This window comes from Gordonia sp. (in: high G+C Gram-positive bacteria) (genome assembly GCF_047600385.1).
In the GTDB taxonomy this organism is placed as follows: domain Bacteria; phylum Actinomycetota; class Actinomycetes; order Mycobacteriales; family Mycobacteriaceae; genus Gordonia.
In genome coordinates, this window is the sequence record NZ_JASGKZ010000002.1 from 272,258 (window position 1) to 292,510 (window position 20,253).

Genomic DNA, 20,253 nt, shown 5'->3' on the forward strand with positions numbered 1-20,253 from the left:
CGATTCCGAATACGACTCAGGTCCGAACATGCACATAACTCGGTTACGCTGACGGAATGACTGAAGCCGTGATCGTCGCCACCGCCCGTTCCCCGATCGGTCGAGCCGGTAAGGGCTCGCTCAAAGACATGCGACCCGATGAACTCCTCGAGCAGATGATCGCCACCGCGATCTCGAAGGTGCCCCAGCTCCCGCTGTCGGACATCGAGGACATCCACGTCGGCATCGGTCAGCCCGGCGGCGCCGGCGGCTACAACATCGCACGCGTCGCCGCCGTCGAACTCGGTCTGGACCACGTCCCCGGCGTCACCGTGAACCGGTACTGCTCGTCGTCGTTGCAGACCACCCGCATGGCGATGCACGCCATCCGCGCAGGTGAGGGCGATGTCTTCATCTCCGCGGGCGTCGAGAGCGTCTCCAGCTTCGGTACCACCGGCGCGGCCGACGGCCTCCCGAACTCCAAGAATCCGCTGTTCGCCGAGGCTGAGGAACGCACCGCCCGCGCCGCGCAGGGCGGCCTGGGCCCGTGGCACGACCCCCGCGAGGACGACGAACTCCCCGACGTCTACATCGCGATGGGACAGACCGCCGAGAACGTCGCGAGCTACACCGGGATCTCCCGCGAGGACCAGGACCGCTGGGGCGTCCTGAGCCAGAACCGCGCCGAGAAGGCCATCGCCGACGGCTTCTTCGCCCGCGAGATCGACCCGATCACCCTGCCCGACGGCACCGAGGTGACCGCCGACGACGGCCCGCGCGCCGGCACCACCTACGAGAAGATCAGCGGGCTGAACCCGGTCTTCCGACCCGACGGCACCATCACCGCGGGCAACGCGTGCCCCCTGAACGACGGCGCCGCCGCGCTGGTCATCATGAGCGACACCAAGGCGAAGGAGCTCGGTCTGGAACCGCTGGCTCGGATCGTCGCGACCGCCGCCACCGGCCTGTCCCCGGAGATCATGGGTCTCGGCCCGATCGAAGCGGTCCGCAAGGTCCTCAAGATCGCGAACATGACCATCGACGACATCGACCTCTACGAGCTCAACGAGGCCTTCGCCGTCCAGGTCCTCGGCTCGGCCGCGGCGCTCGGCATGGACCACGACCGCCTGAACGTCTCCGGCGGCGCGATCGCCCTGGGTCACCCGTTCGGCATGACCGGCGCCCGGATCACCACCACGCTGATCAACAACCTCAAGACCCACGACAAGACCTTCGGTCTGGAGACCATGTGCGTCGGCGGCGGCCAGGGCATGGCGATGATCGTCGAACGTCTCAGCTGACCGACTCCCCCGTCTCCCACACGCCCCCCGCAGCGCACGACGAGCGGCCCCGGACCTCTCCGGGGCCGCTCGTCGCATCCGGTGTCGTCGGATCGGATGAAACCTCCGCGCAGACCGGTTCGGAGCCCCACGGAATCAGTACAGTGCATGCACCGTCGAGTGCCGAGGGAAAGGCCGACCATGCGCTACAACCCGCCGCCGAACTGGCCGCCACCGCCCCATCCCGGCTGGCAGCCGCCTGCCGGTTGGAGGCCCGATCCGCGATGGGGGCCACCGCCTGCCCACTGGCCGCTGTGGGTCGACGACGCTCCGCCCGCCCGGCCTTATGCCCCACCGCCGCAGCAGTCCGGCGGGAGGAGGTTCTCCCGCTTCATGACGCCGCGGGTCTGGACGGCCCTCGGCGCCCTCGTGGCCGTCGTCGGCGTAGTACTCGCGATCGTCGGACTCGACCTCGGTGAACACGGTGCCGACGGCTCGATCGCAGCCGTGAGCTTCGGCAGTCCTCAAGCCATCAATGAAGAGTACTACGCCACGTATCCCAGCCCACACACCCCAGGCAGCGGAACAGCTACGGCCGTCGACATCACGCTCAAGAACACCGGAGACTCACCGCTTCGAATCGTCCGGATCGAAGCCAAGGTGCTCGACGAAACGATGATCAACTGCAGCCGACAGGGCGGCGGTTCTGTGGTGTCGGCGTTCTACTCGATCGTCATCCCCTACCACTTCGGGAAGCTGACGTCGGACTCGACGTCAGCCCCGGTGAACTTCACGGTCAAACCTGACAGTGTCGATCGGATGGTCATCACCGTTGGGCCGAAAGAAACAATCAACGGACACGCCATCGTCCTTGGCCTTCAGCTTCGCCTGATCCCCGAGTCGGGAGACCCGATCGAGGTCGAGCCGTTCGCCGTCAGTCAACCCGAGTCCGTCTCACGCGCAATCAAATTGGTGACAAGCGGGTTCCTTCAACGCGGCGACACGGACAACTACCTCGGACAGTGTGCAACCGAACAAGTCTCTGCTCTAGACAGGATTTTCCAGGTAACCAAGGTACAAGCAGACGACGTCAAAGCTCTACGGACGACATACGCAGGAGTCGCCACCTGATCCGGTAAAAGCCGATCGTTTCGACGCCACTGGCGTGACCGTCGTCGCTATCGCCGGGGAGGAAAAACACGCAGAAGACACAAGAATGCGGTCCGGTGGTTCCCTGGGAACCGCCGGACCGCACTCTCACGTCCGTCTCACCGGCCGGAACCCGTCCGGCCCGCGCAGACTAGTCGCTGTTGAGGTAGCTCAGCAGACGCAGGATCTCGGTGTACAGCCAGACCAGGGTCACGGTGAGGCCGAGGGCGACGCCCCACGCGGCCTTCTGCGGTGCACCGGCCTTGACCAGCTGGTCGGCCGAGTCGAAGTCGAGCAGGAACGAGAACGCCGCCAGCGCGATGCAGACCAGTGAGAAGATGATCGCGATCGGGCCGCCGCTGCGGATGCCCATGTCGACACCGAACAGGCCCAGGACCAGGTTGCCGAGCATCAGGACCATGACGCCGATCAGACCGGCCATCAGCATGCGGGTGAACCGCGGGGTCACCCGGACCGCGCCGACCTTGTAGACGATCAGCATGCCGAAGAACACACCCATGGTGCCCAGCACGGCCTGACCGATCATCGCGCCCGCGCTCACCCCGTCGGCGACCGCGACGTTCGCGAACACGAACGAGATCGCACCGACGAACAGGCCCTCGAACGCCGCGTACGACAGCACGATGGCGGGGTTGTCCTGCTTACGGCCGAACGAGGCGATCATCACCAGGATGAAGCCGCCGATGCCGCCGACCATCATCAGCGGCATCGCCAGTGTCAGCTGGTCGACGGGGTCGGAGCCTCGGGTCACGATCGCGGCGTACGCCGCGATGGCCACGACGACGAGCACACCGAGGGTCATGCCGGTCTTCATCACGACGTCGTCGATCGTGATGGTGCGACCGGAGGCGGGCGCGTAGTTCTGCTGGTAGGGGTCGGCCTGCCGGTTGGCCTGCATCATGCCGGTCTGCGCCATCCCGGCCTGACCACCGGGGATGGCCTGACCGAATCCGGCGTAGGGGGCAGGCTGGTTGTCACGGATCACTCCGCGCATCACCGGATTGCTGCTCTCGCGCACTTGAATTGCTCCTTCACGAATGGATGCGGACGCTCTGGTCTGTACAACGCGCGTCGTCTCACATTGGTTCCGACTTTACCGATTCTTGACTAAATCCGCTGAACGCGGCCCGCAGCACGTCCTCGGCGACGGACAGGTCGTCGCCCCAGGGCAACCCGGGTTTGGCGGTCATCAGATCGGCAACACCGTGTGCAACACTCCACAGGCGCAGAACCATCCCGGTCACCTCTCTTTGCGGCAGCAGCCCGAGTTCCATCGCCTCGGCGACGGTCTCGGAGAAGTGCTGGATCGCCGTGGTCATCAGGACCTGGTCGGTCTGGGTGGGCGTCGGCGTCGACCGCGCGAACGCCTCCCGGAACATCACCGGGTTGTCGATGGCGAACCGCACGTACGCGAGTCCTTGCGCCAGGGCCCGTTCGACGATGTCGTCGATCCCCGCGGACTCGGCCGTCATCACCGCGTCGAACTGCTCGAAGAAGCGCGCGCACACGGCGTCGAGCATCTCCTCCTTGTCCTTGAAGTGCAGGTAGATCGACGGCGGGGTCACGCCGACGCGATCGGCGACGGCCCGCACCGAGACTCCCGCCGAGCCGCCGCGCGCGATCAGCAACTCCGTGGCGGCCGCCAGGATCTCGTCGGCCAACTGCTCCCCTGAACCGCGCGGCGAGCGCTTTCTGGCCACTGCCGAACACCTCCCCATCGTCTCGTCCCCCGCGCCCGTTCTACTCCTCGGTCAATCCGACCTTGTCGTGGAGCCTGCGGAGCGGCCCCGGCGCCCACCAGTTCCAGCGACCCGCCAGCCGCATGAACGCCGGCACCAGCATCATGCGGATCAGCGTCGCGTCCATCAGGACCGCGAGTGCCAGACCCACCCCGAACATTCGCATGAACGAGACCTGCGAGGCTGCGATCCCGGCGAAAACGATGGCCATCAGCAGTGCGGCGGCGGTCACGACGCGGCCGGTGCGGGCCAGCCCGATCGCGACGGCACGGTCGTTGTCGTCGCGGGTCTGCCCGGATTTGAGCCATTCCTCCCGGATCCGGCCGAGCAGGAACACCTCGTAGTCCATCGAGAGCCCGAACGCGATGCAGAACATCAGGACCGGCATGGTGGCGACGAGGAGACCGGTCGACGTCGTGCCGAGTCCGCCGAGGTGCCCCTCCTGGAAGATCCAGACCATCGCGCCGAACGTCGCCGACAGCGACAGCACGTTCAGCACCAGCGCCTTCAGCGGCAGCACCACGGAGCCGGTGAACAGGAACAGCAGCAGGTAGGTCGCCACCGCGATCACCAGCAGCACCCACGGCAGGTGCGAGTAGATCGCCGCCACGGTGTCCGCGTTCGCCGCGGCCAGTCCGGTGAAGCTGACCTGCGCACCGGCCGGTTGCGGCACGTCACGCAGCGCCTCGATCTGGCGCTGTCCCTCGTCTTGCATGGGTTCCACGTCGCCGGTGATGTCGATGCGCGAGTCGTCGCCCTTCACCAGTCCGGGCTGCACGGGTGCGACCACCTCGCCGTCGCGGTAGACCCCGGCCGAGCTCGACACCGTGGTCACGTGCTCGATCTTCGAGAGCGCCGAGGCGTACGACGCCATCGCCTGATCGTCGACCTCGCCCTCGACCACCGCGATGATGTTCGACGACGAGCTCTCCTCGTACTGTTCCCGGATCTCCTGCTGCACGGCGTGCGCGGTGGCCGACGCCGGCAGGACCCGGTCGTCGGGGAAACCGAACTTGATGCCCGCGAACGGCAGGCCGAGGAGCACCAGCAGGGCGATCACGGCGAGCGCGACGGGTACGGCGTGTCGCAGCACCCACCGGGCGCTCCGGTACCAGAAGCCGTCTTCCAGCTCCTTGGGTTCGGGTTCGGGGCGGCCCAGCGCGCGCCGGACGGCGCGGCGGAGGTCGAGGGCGTCGATCCGCTCACCCAGCAGTGCCAGGAGCGCGGGGGTCACGATCACCGCGGCGACGACGGCCACGGCCACCACGCCGATGCCCGCGTAGGCGAACGAGCGCAGGAAGTACATCGGGAAGATCGCCAGCGCCGCGAGCGAGAGGCCGACGGTCACGGCGGAGAAGATCACCGTCCGACCGGCCGTGCTGACGGTGCGGACGATCGCCTCGTCGCGGGACTGGTCTTTCGCGGTCTCCTCGCGATAGCGGGTGACGATCAGCAGCGTGTAGTCGATGGCGAGCGCCAGGCCCATCGCCGTGGTCAGGTTGAGCGCGTAGAACGAGACGTCGGCGAACTCGGTGATCAGCCGGAGCAGCGCCATGGTGCCGATGATCGACACGACGCCGACCAGCACCGGAAGGGCCGCGGCGACGACGCCGCCGAAGATCACGATGAGCAGCAGGAAGCTGACCGGGATGGCGATCGCCTCGGCGATCAGCAGATCCTTGGTGGTCTGCTCGTCGATCTGGTGGAACACCAGGGCCGAACCGGCGACCTCGATCTCGATGCCCTGCCGCTCGCCGCCCAGTTCTTCGGCGAGGTCGTGTGCGCGCTGAGGCGCGTGCGCGTCGCCGCCGGCGATCCCGAAGACGATCTGCGTCGAGGTCTTGTCCCGACTGAGCAGTTCGGCGGCGAGCTGCGGCGAGTTCCAGATGGTGAGGACGGGCTCCTGCACCCATTCGATCTCGGCGAGCCGGTCGGTGAGCTCCTTGCCGACCGCCTTCGCGACGGGGTCGGTGGACATGTCCGTGCCTGCCGGACCGTCGAGCTTGATCACCGTCTGCGAACCGGCCTGCTGGAAGACGTCGCTGAGCACCTCCGTCGCGTGCGTCGATTCGGCGCCGGGATCCTCGTGCCCGCCGGGCAACATCTTGGCCGCGGCACCGGCGCCGTCAATGCCCGCCGCGATCAGCAGGATCACGGTGAGCGTCAGAACCAGTTTCGGGGCGGCGATCACTCGCCGGGTCAGACTCTCCAGCATGGAAGACCTCAACTCGTCCGCTCCACCACCGGACCCGATCTGTCCGACGGGTGAGCTCGTCGACATGGTTACCAGCGTTAAGTTATCAGCATTAACCTACGAGTGGAACCCCCATGACGGGGATCACCCGACAGGGTCTCCGCCCGGGCCGACTACTCCGCGGCGGTCGCCACGTGGTGCTCCCACCCCTGCCGAAGGAAGTCCGCGTACACTTCGGCCGGCTGCGCGCCGCTGAGCACGAAGTGCCGGTCCAGCACGAAGTACGGCACTCCCTGGCAGCGGAGTTCACGGGCGAGCGCCTCGTCGTCGCGCACGGCCTGCGCGTAGCGGGTCTCGTCGGCGAGCACCGCGCGGACCTCCGCCTCGTCGAGCCCCTCGTACACCGCGATCCGCACCAGCCGCTCACGGTCGCCGAAGAGCTTGCCCTCCTCGCCGAAGTTCGCGTGGAACAACGCCAGCAGCATGTCCTCGGCCCGGCCGCTCTCGGCGGCGAAGTGGACCAGACGGTGCATGTCGAAGGAGTCGCCGAAATCACGTCCGACAGTCACGTACGGCAGCCCGAACTGCTCGGCCTTCTCGGCGATCTGCAACTCGCCCTGCGCGGCCTGTTCCCGAGTGAATCCGTACTTCTCCGCGAGATGTTCGACGACGTCGCCCGACGCCCCGCGCGGTTGATCCGGGTCGAGCTCGAACGAGCGGTGGATCACCTCGGTCTCGCCGCGATGCGCGAAGTCGCCGAGCGCCTCGTTGAACTGGCTCACCCCGAGGTAGCAGAAGGGGCAGTTGACGTCCGACCAGATCTCGACCTTCATGCCCCTATGGAACCATCCGGCGCCGACATATCGCGTCGAGACCCGGCCCGCCCTCGGCCCAGCCCCGCACCGAGGGCGCTGCCCAGGATCGCGCCGGGCACCCACACGAGCAGATGCAGGAGAAGGAAACCCGGCGAGAGGAGGTCGACCGCGGCACGCAGCGGACCCGAATCGACGGCGGGATCGCCGTCGAACAGGTACGTCCCGGCCGTCCGATACCAGTGCCACGCCTCGATCGGTCCGACGACGATAAGCCCGGCCAGCGCCGCGAGCACCGAGAGCCCGGCCGCGGAGATCCCGTTCCAGTACGACGACCCGCCGACCGCCGTCCCGCCCGCGGCGAACGCCAGACCGACCGCGAACAGGAACACCGCCGGGAGGAGGATCGTGACCTCACCGATCCCCGAGCGGTCCCCCGCGAGCGAGGTGCGCGACGCGATGAGCAACGTGACGCCGGTCGCGATGCCGACCGCCGCCGCGACGATCCGGTGCGGGGTCCGGACGGCGAGCAGCCGGGCGGGCCGCCCGCTCCCCTCGCGGACCGCGCCCACCGCCTGGTAGGTCATGATCGCCGCCGCGAGCGCCGGCAACGTGCCCGTCACCAGGACGAGCACGGCGATCTGGCTGATCGGCACGTCGTTCGACGACGGCCGCACGAACATCCACCAGTCGACCAGCGCGATCACGCCGAACATCCCGGCCCCGCCCACGACGGCGGCCCCGACACGATTCATCCTGCGGCTCCCACGACTGCATACTCCCTGCATATCCGCGCTTCCACAAGACCGTGCGGCCCGGGCGGGTCGGATGTCCGGGACCGGCGCCGTCGTGGCATCCTGGGTACCGCGCCCCCGTAGCCCAATTGGCAGAGGCAGCGGACTTAAAATCCGCGCAGTGTCGGTTCGAGCCCGACCGGGGGCACCACATAATCGCAGGTCACAGCGTAGTTACGTCGTATCCCGCAGTGTTGCTCGGCATGCCACCCCCGCCCCACCCCCGCCACTCAAGGGGCTGAGCTCGGCAAGTTGTCGGAGGCGCATGACAGTATGCGAATCATCACTTCCGAGATGGGAGGCAATCAATGCCTGAAGCACGCAAGAGAACCGTCCACTTCTTCGAGCCCGTACGGACACAGCCAGATGGGACCGAGATCGAGCTCACCGTCGGGTTTTGGTCGCAGTTCAGGTCAAGAATCGAGGCGCTGTCATCGGATGATCAGTTCCTGACGATTCGCGGAATCCAATACAGGGGCGCAGCGCGACACTGCGTTGCCAGCAGCGCTGACTTCTTGTACTTGGGGAAGACCCGCGACCCGATCGATCATCCCGAGAACGCGGTCGGCGACGACGACGAGCAGCCACTCGTACTTGAAGATGGAGGTAGGCTGGTAGAACCGTGCTACCTGTACGACGCTCAGGCAGGCACGAACGTAGTCGCAACCCTTCGGTCCAGTGCAGGACCTTCGATTTCCGCCGTTGAAGACTGGCTCACTCGGATTATCAAACATGAAATCGGTGAGGACTCGATCAAACTGAGACCAGTCGTCCGACATGACCAGATGGAGCGGCTCGACGAAGCTCAGAATATAGCACGATTTTCGGTGAAGTTCGATAAGGACCAGAATCCGGAAGCCAACAGTGACGGGCAGGTCGTTAACGCAGTGAGCAATGCTTACGAGGGGCTTGGTCAAGGAGCCACCATGACATTTTAATGGAGCTTTGGACAGTCAGTCCCCCCACAGACCTTGGGAGGAAGACTGATTTCACAAACCAAGGAGATCCTCGGGTGGGGGGCAGCCAAATCCGCCGAGGCAACAGTTATTCGGGAGGACGAGAACGGCGATCTAATTCGAGACCAGATCAATTTCATCAAGGATAAAGTAGTTTTCAAGGTCCCCGTGGGCGAAAATCCGAATATCGTCCAGTCGGCCGAAGTAGTCACATCCGCCCTTCGCGAAGCTTCGATCAAATTCAGAGAGTTGAATCTTTTCTGACCCTAGGAAGGAGCGCGTCCGATGGCAACTATTCGACGGCATCCTACGCGACTGGCCGGGTGCCGTAACACTATCTTTGTCCGCGTTTATCCTGGTCAACGGAATAATCGCTTGGCGTCGCGGATGGCCACTGTTCGTACCGTGGAACCCAGAGGACCCCGGCGCGCTTCCAGCAATCTACTTGGGTCTTGCTGCGGTGGGCGCCATCTTTGCTGGCTTCGCTGGTGTCATCATCGTATTCGGGCTCACTCCAACGTCTGACCTGTTCAGAAAGTTTCGTATGGACGCAGGCGAACGAATGGTTGCGAACTGGGTCTCGATAATTTCTTCTGCTTTTCTCGGCTCCGCGGCATCAATCGGCGCCGCATGTCTTGACGCGTTTGGTTGGAAACTTCCAGGGAGTATCCTATTCGAGTTTGGATGCCTAACTCTAATCCATAGCGCAATTCGGTCAATCTGGATACTTTCCCTCCTTCTCGAACTGGTGAAGGCTGACGATACTGCCTATCAGCAAACTCAACTCGGCGACCCTCTCGGCGAATCGTAAGAACCTAGCCTCCAAATAGCTGGATCACGTTCGAAGCCTCCGTCCGCGACGAGTGCGCCCGGGCGGTCGGCTCGGGGAGGCTGTTCTGCGCACCGCCGTCCTCTTCGGGAATCCAGTCGCCGTAAGTGTCAAGCGTCAAAACGAACGTGCTGTGGCCGAGCCACTTGGACACCTGCATGAAGTGGACACCCGCCATCAGCTGCATGGTGGCGAACGTGTGGCGCAGGTCGTGAAGTCGGACGCCGCGCATTGCGGGACCCTCGTCCGTCGCCGGGGCGCTGACCGGAAGGCCGACGGCCAGCAGAGCCGGTTTAAGAATCGTGTCGTAGAACGTCCCCATCGCCAACGGCTGCGACCAGTCGTGCGGCACCGCGTACCGCTCACCCTTGGCTCGGTATCCCCCGCCGTTCTTCCGACTCGGCCACAACGGCGCGGCGGCCTCATCACCGCGCGGGTGAACGTCGCGAAGATAGACGAAAACGCGCTCAGCGAGCCACTGCGGCAGCGGCACCGTCCGGCGCGATTTCTTCGACTTCGGCGTGCCGGTAACCCATTCCTTATCTCGACGCTCCTTCGTGCGCTGCACTCGCACCGAGCATTGCAACGGCTGGCCAGGGCGACTGATGAACTGGAGGTCACCGACTTCCAACCCGGCGTTCTCGGCGCTGCGGAACCCCGAGTACGCGAGAAAGTCCACCATCAGCGCGTAGATCGGATACGCGGGCAGGTCGCCGACCTCGCCGGCGACGGCTGCGCTCACCTGCGCGACTTGTTGCGCGGTGAGCGGATGGTGCTCAAATTTCTCCGTCTCGCTGGTTGCCCTGCCAGTCTGGAAGTCCACCCGGTCGCAGGGGTTCGCAGTGAGCGCGCCCTGCTGCATGGCGTACTTCATCACCCGGCGGAACGTGCCCCATGCGTGCTTCACCGTCGCGGGCTTGATCGGCTCGCCGCCGTTCTGCCGCGAACCCTTACCGACGAGCCCGGCGAGGAAGCGCTCACAGTCTCGCGGGCTAATGGTGCCGACTGCCTGTCCGCCGAAGTGCGCGAGTGCATAGCAACGCAGGTTCTTCTCGTAGCCGTCAAGAGTGCGCTGCTTCAGTCGGCCCTGCGCGACCTTCAACGACTGACTCTCGATCCACGCCTGCGCGTAGTGTCCGAACGGTAAGTCACCCGCGCGTCGCTGTTCGGCCAGCGCGCCGGTCTGGCCCGTGTGCCGGGCGGCGTTCAACTCGTCGCGCCGCGCCTCCGCGTCAGCGCGGGTCCCATAGGACTCCTGGCGGTCTCGTGTTCGCTTGCGCCCGTTCGGCTTCGCCGGATCAACAGGGACCGGCAGCCCGTACTCGTCGCGGACCGGCTCCTTCCAGATCACCTCGTAGCGCTTGACTGGTCGCCCGTCCCTCTTCTGCTTCGTCTCGTGGGCGCGGATGCGTGCCATGATCAGGCTGCCTTTCCGTTGAGTCGTGCCAGGGTGCGGCGGACGGTGCTGTAGCTCCACTCGTCGCCGCCTTTAGCGGTAGGGATTCCTTCTCGGGTGAGTTGCGAAGCGATGGCCTTGGCTCCGAGTCCCTGTGTCGCGAGTACCTGGATTCGGCGCTGCGCGGTGGTGCTTACGAGGCCGCCCTCGCCGCGCTTTCGCTTCTGTTCCAAGGCTTCGCGCGTACGAGTGCTGATCTTGCGCCGTTCTTCGGCTGCCACCGCGAGGCGAATATCGGCCTGGAATCGTTGGCTTTGGTCGCCGCTGTCCGCGCCCTCGCAATCCATCAGTCGCCATCCGTAGTCGTTGGCGCGTTTCATGATCTGCGCGGCGTCCAGCTGGTCTCGGGTGACGCGGTCCAGCGCGCGGACGACGAGGCCTTGCGCCACGCCGGACTCCACAGCGGCGACGGCGACCTCGCGCCCGTACATGCTGTCGCCCTTCACGCCGCTGACGACGTCGGTCGTGACGGTAAGCAGTTCATGGCCTCGCGCCGCGCACCACCGCTCCAAGACCTCGCGCTGCGCTTCCAGGCCGAGTCCGCTTTCGCCCTGCTCCCGAGTGCTCACTCGCACGTATCCGATGACTCTCACTGCTTCCTCCTGCGGTCCCGTGGTAGTCCAGGGGGCGCGTTGCCCCTTGCGCCCTTGCACCCCCACCGTAGCCATATGTGATGTAACTCACTATCTACTCGTTCGTCTGTCATGCCGGACGCGGCGAGGCTCGGACCTGCGGCGATATAGCCCGGTTGCGGTGGCAGTAGGCGTACCGCGCCCGCTACGGCGCTGAGCGAGAGCTCAGCCCGGTCTAACGTCGGCCCTTGCGCCGGGCGGCGGGAGCTTGGGGCGGCGGCGCGGTTCTGCGTAGCTGAACCAAGGCGTCCTCCAACGGCAGATAGCCCGTACCTTTCGGCTCCTCAACCTCCCGCGTGATCGCCACTTCACGGGTGGCGTCGCCGCCGGCGACCGGCGCGGTACGCGGTCGATGTGCGGTAGCGGTCTGGCCGCCCCCAGTGGCAATCTCGGCCAGAACTATCTCGGCGTCGATCCAGTCGTGCTCGGGGTCGGCGTCGTCCACTTCGCCTCGGCGGGAACGACTTCCAGCCCGCGAGCCACCCGAGAACATCACGTCCAAGACCTGCTCGAACGGCTTGGGGTCCACCGACACCTCCACGGCGGTCTTGGCCGAAAGTCCGGCGCGATCCAGCGCGTCCTTGATCGCCGACAGCTTTACGCTGTCCGGCGCGTCGTCGCTGACGGCGATCTTCAGTAGTTCCTTGGCCATCCGGTCGGCAGCGTTCTCCAGGCGAGCGCGGGCAGCACGCTTCACCTGTGGGGCGCGGCCTCCGTGCGTGGCGCACACGGTACCGCCGTTGATCGCGGCCTTACGGCACGGCTTGCCGTTGGTCCGGTGCGCGCTGCACGTCCTCGTAGGTTGCCGCCCGTCCTGCCAACTCAGGTCGTCGTCGGGGCGGTCGTCGGCGACTTCCTTAGGTGCTGTCTCCCATACCTCGTACTCCGGATCGTCCGGGTCCGGCACCCATCTGCCGGGACCGGGGCCGCTTGGTTCGGGAGCCAGGGTGCTGCCTTGTGGATCTTCGATGTGATCTTTGTCGGTCATGACGTCCTTCTGAACGCTGTTGGATGGTGCGGGGTGCTGCACTACCGCTGGGTGGGGTACTGGGGTACCAGGTACCCCACCGCCTGCGAATGCCCTCACCCCCGTGATTGGTACTTTCTGCTATTTACCTGGTCTTTAGGTGTGGCCGCGTGGCGCGTTTTGCGCCGGGCGGGGTACTTGGTACCCCGGTACCCCACCTCACCCGCGTCACGCCGCGACTTGCAATCGACTCATTCCGCCTCCTTCCACACGACTGTGTAGCTGCCCTGTTTGCCTTCTTCCCGGGCGGCGACGCCTGCGCCGACCAGCCGGTCGATGACTTCGTCAAAGTGCGGGCGCAGTTCGGGCTTCAGCTTCTTAGTGCCTTCACGTCGGGTCATTCGGCCTGCCGTGCACAGGTGCTTGCGGACGAGGCTCAGCGTTCGTTCCAGGTCTGCCTGGTCGGTGACTTCCTTGCGGATGACGTCTCTCGCCGCCTCCGCCTTGGCTCGGGCTTCGTTGGCGGTGTTGGCCTGTTCCCGAAGCGTGCCGACTGCTTGCGTGCGGGTGCGGTCGCTGATCGCCTTGACCGCGCCCGCCAGTTCCCAGTCCTCGTCGGTGATGGCGTCGGTGCGTCCGTTCAGCCACATCAGCGCGGCGGCGATCTTCATCCGTAGGAGCGTTCCGTGGCTGTCTAGTTCGTTGCCGTAGTCGCCGTCGAGGTCGCGTTCTGTTTCGGCGTCCACTGCGTCGACGACGACCTGCGGTACCTCCAGAACGTGAAACGAGTCGGGGTCTGGTCGCTCGGAAAGCTGTAGCCCTTCCAAATCGAACGAGTACTGGGCGGTGCCGGTGACGTCGTCGTCAACTGACGAGGTCGAGGAGGTCAGCGTTGGCCCTGTGGTGACCAGTACCCCACCCCGCCAGCGGGACAGCCTCAGCGGTTCACCGGCGACGAGTGGACAGCCTTTGGGTCGGTGTGGGTCGGTGGTCGGGAACCACAGAAACCGTTGCGGTGTTCCTCCGTCGGCGTCCTCAAACAATGTCTGAGACCGCCCCGGCTGCACCCCGACCACCATCGTCATCCGATAGCGGTGCTTGCGGATGCTGAGCTTCTTCTCTTCGGCGGCGTAGCTGAATCCCAGCGGCTCACCGACCCATGCCTTGCGGAGTTCGGCCATCAGCGTTGAACCGCTCCGATTCTTCAAAGCGGCCAACGAGTCCACTTCGGGCACGGTGAACAGCACCGAGTTGCGAACGTCCACTTGTCGGGTGCGTTGCTTGTAGGCGTACTCCTTAGGAATGCCCTCGCCGCTGCCCGGCGTTGCCTCGTGGACATCGGGGTCGGTGATGAGGAAGTCCTCGGCGGCGGATTCCGCGGTCCCCTTGCCTTTACCCGACGGAGCTACTACCGCCACGAACAGGTTCAGGCTCCCGTGCCCGCCCCTGAGCGGAGGCAGCACTACCGACGGCGGGATGACGGCCACCGCCCGAGCCAGCACCGCACCGAACGTCGCCCAGGGACCGACGCGCCGCGCGCGAGCGAAGGTCCGCAACTGTTCCAGTTCAGGGCGGGCGGTCCAGAACGCTTCCTCGTCGACTTCGGCGAGCCGCTCCATGCGCTGACGCAGGGCTTCGGGGTCTTCCGGCTGCACTTGCGCCGCCGCCCACGCGAGGGCGTCATAGAACTCGTTGTCGCCCGGCCGGTCGCGGTCGCCAGGTGTACGAGTCGGCCATGTGAACGCGTCGTGAAAGTCCGTCTGGAAAACACCGACCACATCCATCGCCGAATAGGCACCCGCACGGACCTCCCGCAACGCCCAACACAGCGCGTCCAGAAGCGTGACGTGGATACTTACGCCCGCCTCCACCTGATTGCGGAACAAGTTGCGAGGCCCGTTGAATCGACCGGGGTCGCTTCGCAACTGGTGCTCGGGAGCGTCGAGGAATCGCCGCAACTCGGGTTCGGTGAACGTCGGTTGTTCGTCGGCAGGAGCCTGCTGCATCCGATGCCGGAGCACTTCGCGCAGTACCTCGGGCAACTCGGGAACGGCGGCGGGTTTCGCCCACTGATACCCACCCCCGCCCTCAGCCTTGGCGTGAGGTGTCGGAGCCGCGACGATGTACCCATTCTTTCCTCGGACCTCACCATACGGACCGAACGCCTTAGCGCTGTTCGAGTACTCCAAGCCGCCGTTGGCGAACACGTAGTGTCCGCGATCGGACATCCCGCGCCGACTGGACTGGAACACGCCCAGGCGCAGGGCGTCAGCCATGTCTCCCGGCAACTCGGCGAGGTCGTCGCGATCCAGGTCGAACGCGACCGCGCCGCTGCGGCCAACATGTAGGGCGATCCCGTAGTCGGGGTTCGCCTGCCACCACTCGTTGATCTGATCCGGGTCTCGGGTGGACTCGGTGCTGTACTTGACGACCGGCTGGTCCTTGCGGCCTGGTGCGAGGGGAAAAACAAACCAACCCGCCTCGGCGTACGCCAGGGCGGCGTCTCGCAGGCCCAGATCGGTCACGTCCGGCACTCGTAGACCCGGATCATCCGGTGACGATATTATCTTGCACCGCAACGACTTTCGAGATTTTCGATCGGGTTCTGCCTGGTCGGGGCTGGTATCATGGGTCATGTTGACGCTTTCCGTGTCGTCTCTCCGTTGACCCCCGCCTTGTCGAACTGGCGGGGGTCAACGGATATGTGGGATCGAATCGGTGAACAGACCGCCTACGGGGCGGCGACCGAGTTGAGATGGGTTACGTACCGCCACAGCGGCCCGCGCTACAGTCCGGCCCGAGTGTGACGAACTCAGGCCGCAGCGATAGGCCATCAGGCGCGGGCAAGGCGGCTACACGAGCCGGTAGGCGTCGTCGGGCCAGCCGTCGCGGAAAAACGAGCGATCGTCCAGATCGAGGTAGTCCAGCCCGTCGGGCAGGTCACGAGTGAATCGTCGGCGACACTGACGGCAGGTCGGCAGAACCCTCAAGGTGGCTCCACACGAGACCATCATCAGCCACCGGATTCCGGTGTCTTCCCACTCCTGGCAATGCCAGCACTCGGCGTAACGGTCCGTCTCGGGGTCATGCCAGGCCAGCAGCAAGACGCGCTCGGGGGTGGTCCAGAGCGGCACCGGATACGGGATGGTGCCGACGTCGTTGGGAGCGTTGTGGACCACCACCGTCTGAGCGGGGAAGCCGCCCCTCGCGATCCGATCGTAGTCAAGCTCGCACAGCCGATCAGCGTCGGCGATCTCCCTCGTCACGTGCGGGCCGTCGTAGTAGCGACGATTCCGGTCGTGATCTCGGAGATCCTGCTCGGTGTACTCGCGCCCCTTCGGAAATCGCGGCTGTGGGGGACGGCCCGTGTTCCTCAGCACCCGCGAGGGGAACTCGTCTGAGTGGAGCGAAAGCGAGTCGAACGGGTCCACGCCCATGCGGATCGCCTCGGCGATCTTGCGTCGGTAAGGGTTGGCGCTCTGCTCCATTTCGCGGATGGCTTCCTCCCCGTAGTACTCCATCGTGAACGGGTGACAGCTGGGTGGTTCGTTGTTCCGCGCGCGGTCTAAAGAAGCACGGATCACAGGGTGTTCATTCGCGAGCGGTGACAGATCCCGCGCGCGACGTAGGCCCTTCACGTCGTCCCGCGTCATGCGGTTGACGAGCGGCTGGTGAAGCGCGAGGATCTGCTCCGCGAGCGGATCAACCACAGACAGCAGCTCATCCGACTTCATCGACAGAGCAGGGAACCTGCGTCCCAGTTCTTCGCGGCGACCGGGATTCTTGCTGCTCATGCGGCATCGGGGCCGCGACGAACAGTGGGGCGCGCGAGGCTCTTAACCCACAGGTACAGGTCGCGTTCACTGAAGTAGTTGCAGCCCGAGATCTTGTAGACTGGCAGTTCGCGACCTTCGATCGCCGTCCTCATTCGCGTCGGGGTGATGGGAACGCCGAACACGTCGTTGAGGTAGTCCACCGCTCCGTCGCGACCTCGGATCGTTGGAAGGTCATTCAGCTGAATCTGGATGGCTTCAGTGGGCTTCCGGAGCTGTCTAGCCTGAACTTGCTGGTTGTAGATTCGCTGACTCACAGCGTTGCCTCTCTTGGGGAGGAGAGGAGTGAGATCGCAGCGAGCAAAGAAGCAGACGGCGAACACGCCCCTCGTAAGGATTGATGTGTTCGCTGCGCCAGCTGAGCGGTTCTGCGCCGCCAAGGTCTGCGCGCTGGTTCGCGCGGCCTTCCTCACTGCCAAGCTCTGGAAGGTCCCATGAATAATCAGGGACTGCTGTACGCCGACCTCGCGGCCGAAACCTTCCAGGAAACTGCGTCCTCGTAAGGGCGCAACTCGTGTTCCTCGGACCATCGATGTGGTCCGTGGTGCGCCTAACTGCCGGGCACGGTACTAAGTATAGCAAACGGCACCGTAGCCCGGCCGCACCTAGCGAGTCGTGATCGTTTGCGCGACAAGGGATCCTCCGTCCGCGTCTCCGCCGAATCTATGATCCTCCGCCGATGTAACGGAGCGTGACGAAAGTCGCCCACCTGTCATTGACCAGCGGGCGACTTACGGCAAGGGGAGTCCAAAATGTCTGGATTCCCTGAGTGGCGGCTAGGACTTGGCAACCTCGGGGCAGAGGTGCGAGACTGCGGCCACGGCGAGCCCTCTTCCCTGCTGGTCGATGTCGCCTCGCGCCTCCGCCCAGGCTCCTGCATTGTCTCCGGCTACCTTCACGCCGTAGCTTCGAGCGTCCGAGCACACCGCCTTGGCCTCGTCCAAGAACTCCTGCTGTCCGGAATCGATTTCTTCTTGCGAGTACGCGGACAACGGCCCTAACGACCCGAGGAACTTCTCTTCTTGAGCGGTAAGTGTAGTTGCGGAGGGACTCGTGACGGTGGTCGTGCTCGAAACTGCGGGAGCGCTGGCATCGCGGCCACCGCATGCAGTGAGCAGCGAGAGGGCCGCGACCCCAGTGCATAGGGCCACGTATGTCTTCTTCATCTTCCTCGTCCTATCTGAGTGATTTGAATGCGCCGATAGTAGCACTACCTGCGGTTACGTTGTTCGCACTCTGGTCGCTTGTACTCTGAACGTATGAGCTAGGGCACCGTGCCCCGCCGGAAGAACCCTGCTACCCCCGCGATGATCGTGTTCGGGGAGCGAGTACGGAACCGGCGAAACGCGCTGGATTGGAGTCAGGAGTACGCGGCCGACCAGATCGGCATTCACTTCACGCACTTGGGGATGGTGGAGCGCGGCCAGCGCAGTAGCCGTCTAGAGAACATTCTCAAGATCGCCGAAGGGCTCCAGACCACGCCGGGTGCGCTCCTTGACGGTCTGCCGTCCGAGACTCCAGATTCGGATCGGACGGACTAGGCCTGAGCCCGTATCCGGTACGAATACGGCGGATCCCGCCGAGGCTGGGGTCCGGCGTTCGGCGGGATCCGACGGTGAACGGCTACTCGTTCCCGCTAGGCGTTGGGCGCTACGGTGCAGCGCGGCCATGCGGTTGTGGCTGTGTGGCCTCGCGCCTGGCTGGGCGGTATGCCTACGGTTTGCGTGGCTGGGTCGGTGCGCAGGTCGGCCGCGTGGCGCGTCAACGCGGTACCGGCAGCGGTGCCGGTCATCGTTCACGCCCGTCGCGATCAGCGAGTTCGTCAGCTAAGGCGCGAAGTCCGGAAGGTTCCGTCATCGCCGGCGACCTTCCTCGGTATCTTCCACCGTCGGCAGGTCGGGCGTCGGAGAGGCTGGATCTCCATGAATACTCGCCCGGCCCGTCGGGGTCGCGCTGAGAACTGCGGACGCTCGCAGCCATCAGCGCCAGTCCCACGCGGGAGCCACGTACGCGCCGCTCGCCTTGATCTGAACCACGCACGCCGCGCCCCGGTACCGAATGCCCGCGCCGAAACTGCGCTGGAAGAACGAATCCTGCAATGGGTATCGCTGGTCGCGACCCGGGATGATCCGGAGGCCCCGATAGGCCGAGTTGGCGTGCTGGCGGAACGCGATCGGGTTCAGGTTGCTATTCGGCCCGCCCGTCGCCACGACGGCAACATACCCGGCGGGCAGGTAGTAGCTGGGGATGATCCACGCCGGGCCGTAGCTGCCGAGCACTTCCAGCCCGCCGAACTCGCCTGGAGCGACCTTGCCGACCACGTTCTCGGCGGTGAGGTACGCCGGGGCGGTTGCGCTCGGGATGAAGTCGTACTTTGATTCCACGCCGTTGGTTTCCAGTCCGGCGCGGAAGGTGGAGATGGTCTCGGCTTCGTTTGGGTGGCACAGCACGATCAGCCGCGAGGATGGATCGACACCGAAGCCCTTGCTACATACCTGCTCGATCGCGTCGACCAGGTCGCCGGGGTCCAGGGCGCTGTTGCCTGAGACCAGGTAGTGCGAAGTGGACGAGGTGAACTTCTGTCCTGCGTATGCGGGCGGCACCATGCCGTCGGTCCCGTTGTAGAGGCCGAACACGCGGTGGCCGACCTCGTTCAGTCCCTCGGCCGGGTCGAACAGCCGCCGGAGAATCTGGCCCGTGACAAGCCGGTTGTCGGACTCCATCGCGCGGTTGATCACGCTGTAGACCTGTTCGGCGCTGGCGCTGCGCAGGAACTTCCAGGTCATCCGACTGGCCAGGTCGTAGTCCTCGAACGTGTAGCCGAGAATCAGCGCGTCCGGTTCGGCGCGCAGGCCGTGGGGTTCGCCATACTCGCTGGCGACCTCGAAATGATCGCCGCCGATGGTCTGCGGAATGGCGTCGGCCATGTTCACCGTCGGATACGAGACCAGCGACGCCAAGGCGCTGCGTTGCTGATTCCACTTGGACATCGCTCCGGCGGTCTCGTTCCAGATGGAGTTGAGATCGACGCCGTCGGCGGTCTGGGAAACCAGGACGTCGCCTTCAGTGCTGTAGCCGACGCGGCCACTGTCACCGCCCATCGCGAAGATTGCGTCGGGCTCGCTGAAGCGAGCGCGCAGAGCTTGAAAGTCGGTCAGGGAATACGGGTTCATTGGATTGCTCCGGTTCGGTCGTGCGGGAAAGGTGACCGGCGGCTTCCTTCCGCCAAATTTCGGCCGCTGACCGAACGGGTTTCATTCTTGAGCCGGATACGACCTGGCTCGTTCCGCCGCTGTTGCGGCGAGGGCGCGTACCTACTTGGTCTCTAGCCACGCGGGCGCGCGTACCGCTACTGGGGCGCTGCCCTACGCGCAGCGGTATACCTGCCACCGTAGGCCCACCCTCCGACGCCGTGCCACCCCCGCCCCACCCCCGCCGCCGAGGGCGGTCTGGCGGTACTCAGCCGGTGATCCAGCGGTAGGCCGCTACTAGCGATTCATGGGTCCTGGCCTGCGGATATAGTTCAACGACGATCACATCACCGCAGGTAGTTCCCCTCGGACGGCAGTCCGACGCACGCACTTAAAATCCGCCAAGTGTCGGTTCGAGCCC

The 20,253-nt window shown here is 65.3% G+C and carries 17 protein-coding genes and 1 tRNA gene; 5 read left to right on the forward strand and 13 right to left on the reverse strand.

The annotated features are described in order from the left end of the window. The first annotated feature begins 56 nt into the window (after positions 1–56). Positions 57–1,280 carry an acetyl-CoA C-acetyltransferase gene (locus tag QM809_RS18785; protein WP_415047368.1) on the forward strand — a complete coding sequence of 408 codons (1,224 nt, stop codon included), beginning with the start codon at positions 57–59 and terminating at the stop codon, positions 1,278–1,280. A 372-nt stretch (positions 1,281–1,652) separates the two neighbouring features. After that, positions 1,653–2,390: a hypothetical protein gene (locus QM809_RS18790; protein WP_415047369.1), complete on the forward strand. Its 738-nt coding sequence runs from the start codon at positions 1,653–1,655 to the stop codon at positions 2,388–2,390. Between the two features lie 169 nt (positions 2,391–2,559). Here QM809_RS18790 and QM809_RS18795 read toward each other — a convergent pair whose 3' ends face one another. From QM809_RS18795 to QM809_RS18815, 5 genes are all read right to left on the reverse strand, one after another. Next, complete coding sequence (locus QM809_RS18795) at positions 2,560–3,447, reverse strand: Bax inhibitor-1/YccA family membrane protein (protein ID WP_415047370.1); 888 nt, start codon at positions 3,445–3,447, stop codon at positions 2,560–2,562. 58 nt (positions 3,448–3,505) lie between these two features. Next, positions 3,506–4,129, reverse strand: coding sequence for a TetR/AcrR family transcriptional regulator (locus tag QM809_RS18800; protein ID WP_415047371.1), 624 nt, complete (start codon positions 4,127–4,129; stop codon positions 3,506–3,508). Between the two features lie 40 nt (positions 4,130–4,169). Beyond that, positions 4,170–6,383 (reverse strand): MMPL family transporter, encoded by a 2,214-nt coding sequence (locus QM809_RS18805; RefSeq protein ID WP_415047372.1) that lies wholly within the window; start codon positions 6,381–6,383, stop codon positions 4,170–4,172. 152 nt (positions 6,384–6,535) lie between these two features. Beyond that, entirely contained in the window at positions 6,536–7,195 is a 660-nt protein-coding gene (locus QM809_RS18810; protein ID WP_415047373.1) for a DsbA family oxidoreductase, read from the reverse strand. Beyond that, on the reverse strand, positions 7,192–7,929 hold the full coding sequence (locus QM809_RS18815; protein ID WP_415047374.1) for a hypothetical protein: 738 nt from the start codon (positions 7,927–7,929) through the stop codon (positions 7,192–7,194). The genes QM809_RS18810 and QM809_RS18815 overlap by 4 nt, the downstream gene beginning before the upstream one ends. A 113-nt stretch (positions 7,930–8,042) precedes the next feature. Between QM809_RS18815 and QM809_RS18820 the strand changes: the two genes are divergently transcribed. After that, positions 8,043–8,119: transfer RNA gene (locus QM809_RS18820), tRNA-Leu, on the forward strand. Positions 8,120–8,276: 157 nt separating this feature from the next. Next, complete coding sequence (locus QM809_RS18825) at positions 8,277–8,906, forward strand: DUF6731 family protein (RefSeq protein WP_415047375.1); 630 nt, start codon at positions 8,277–8,279, stop codon at positions 8,904–8,906. An 833-nt stretch (positions 8,907–9,739) separates the two neighbouring features. On the opposite strand, the gene QM809_RS18830 is transcribed toward QM809_RS18825, so the two are convergent. From QM809_RS18830 to QM809_RS18860, 7 genes are all read right to left on the reverse strand, one after another. Continuing rightward, entirely contained in the window at positions 9,740–11,170 is a 1,431-nt protein-coding gene (locus QM809_RS18830; RefSeq protein WP_415047376.1) for a tyrosine-type recombinase/integrase, read from the reverse strand. Positions 11,171–11,172: 2 nt separating this feature from the next. Continuing rightward, positions 11,173–11,778, reverse strand: a complete 606-nt coding sequence (locus tag QM809_RS18835) for a recombinase family protein (protein ID WP_415047377.1) — start codon at positions 11,776–11,778, stop codon at positions 11,173–11,175. Between the two features lie 238 nt (positions 11,779–12,016). Next, positions 12,017–12,829 carry a hypothetical protein gene (locus QM809_RS18840; protein WP_415047378.1) on the reverse strand — a complete coding sequence of 271 codons (813 nt, stop codon included), beginning with the start codon at positions 12,827–12,829 and terminating at the stop codon, positions 12,017–12,019. Positions 12,830–13,059: 230 nt separating this feature from the next. Continuing rightward, positions 13,060–15,333, reverse strand: coding sequence for a bifunctional DNA primase/polymerase (locus QM809_RS18845; protein WP_415047379.1), 2,274 nt, complete (start codon positions 15,331–15,333; stop codon positions 13,060–13,062). Positions 15,334–15,660: 327 nt separating this feature from the next. Then, the gene (locus QM809_RS18850; protein WP_415047380.1) at positions 15,661–16,602 is read right to left on the reverse strand and encodes a hypothetical protein; all 942 of its coding nucleotides are present in this window, start codon (positions 16,600–16,602) and stop codon (positions 15,661–15,663) included. Next, the gene (locus QM809_RS18855) at positions 16,599–17,060 is read right to left on the reverse strand and encodes a hypothetical protein (RefSeq protein ID WP_415047381.1); all 462 of its coding nucleotides are present in this window, start codon (positions 17,058–17,060) and stop codon (positions 16,599–16,601) included. The genes QM809_RS18850 and QM809_RS18855 overlap by 4 nt, the downstream gene beginning before the upstream one ends. A 357-nt stretch (positions 17,061–17,417) precedes the next feature. Next, the gene (locus tag QM809_RS18860) at positions 17,418–17,807 is read right to left on the reverse strand and encodes a DUF732 domain-containing protein (protein ID WP_415047382.1); all 390 of its coding nucleotides are present in this window, start codon (positions 17,805–17,807) and stop codon (positions 17,418–17,420) included. Positions 17,808–17,948: 141 nt separating this feature from the next. On the opposite strand from QM809_RS18860, the gene QM809_RS18865 reads away from it, so the two are divergent. After that, positions 17,949–18,182, forward strand: a complete 234-nt coding sequence (locus QM809_RS18865; protein WP_415047383.1) for a helix-turn-helix domain-containing protein — start codon at positions 17,949–17,951, stop codon at positions 18,180–18,182. Between the two features lie 438 nt (positions 18,183–18,620). Here QM809_RS18865 and QM809_RS18870 read toward each other — a convergent pair whose 3' ends face one another. Further along, positions 18,621–19,814 (reverse strand): hypothetical protein, encoded by a 1,194-nt coding sequence (locus QM809_RS18870; RefSeq protein ID WP_415047384.1) that lies wholly within the window; start codon positions 19,812–19,814, stop codon positions 18,621–18,623. Between the last annotated feature and the right edge of the window lie 439 nt (positions 19,815–20,253).

Bases quoted from the DNA above. Each gene is read 5' to 3' on its own strand.
- QM809_RS18785 (WP_415047368.1), top strand. From the start codon at position 57: ATGACTGAAGCCGTGATCGTCGCCACCGCCCGTTCCCCGATCGGTCGA.
- QM809_RS18790 (WP_415047369.1), top strand. From the start codon at position 1,653: ATGACGCCGCGGGTCTGGACGGCCCTCGGCGCCCTCGTGGCCGTCGTC.
- QM809_RS18805 (WP_415047372.1), bottom strand. From the start codon at position 6,383: ATGCTGGAGAGTCTGACCCGGCGAGTGATCGCCGCCCCGAAACTGGTT.
- QM809_RS18810 (WP_415047373.1), bottom strand. From the start codon at position 7,195: ATGAAGGTCGAGATCTGGTCGGACGTCAACTGCCCCTTCTGCTACCTC.
- QM809_RS18815 (WP_415047374.1), bottom strand. From the start codon at position 7,929: ATGAATCGTGTCGGGGCCGCCGTCGTGGGCGGGGCCGGGATGTTCGGC.
- QM809_RS18825 (WP_415047375.1), top strand. From the start codon at position 8,277: ATGCCTGAAGCACGCAAGAGAACCGTCCACTTCTTCGAGCCCGTACGG.
- QM809_RS18830 (WP_415047376.1), bottom strand. From the start codon at position 11,170: ATGGCACGCATCCGCGCCCACGAGACGAAGCAGAAGAGGGACGGGCGA.
- QM809_RS18840 (WP_415047378.1), bottom strand. From the start codon at position 12,829: ATGACCGACAAAGATCACATCGAAGATCCACAAGGCAGCACCCTGGCT.
- QM809_RS18850 (WP_415047380.1), bottom strand. From the start codon at position 16,602: ATGAGCAGCAAGAATCCCGGTCGCCGCGAAGAACTGGGACGCAGGTTC.
- QM809_RS18860 (WP_415047382.1), bottom strand. From the start codon at position 17,807: ATGAAGAAGACATACGTGGCCCTATGCACTGGGGTCGCGGCCCTCTCG.
- QM809_RS18865 (WP_415047383.1), top strand. From the start codon at position 17,949: ATGATCGTGTTCGGGGAGCGAGTACGGAACCGGCGAAACGCGCTGGAT.
- QM809_RS18870 (WP_415047384.1), bottom strand. From the start codon at position 19,814: ATGAACCCGTATTCCCTGACCGACTTTCAAGCTCTGCGCGCTCGCTTC.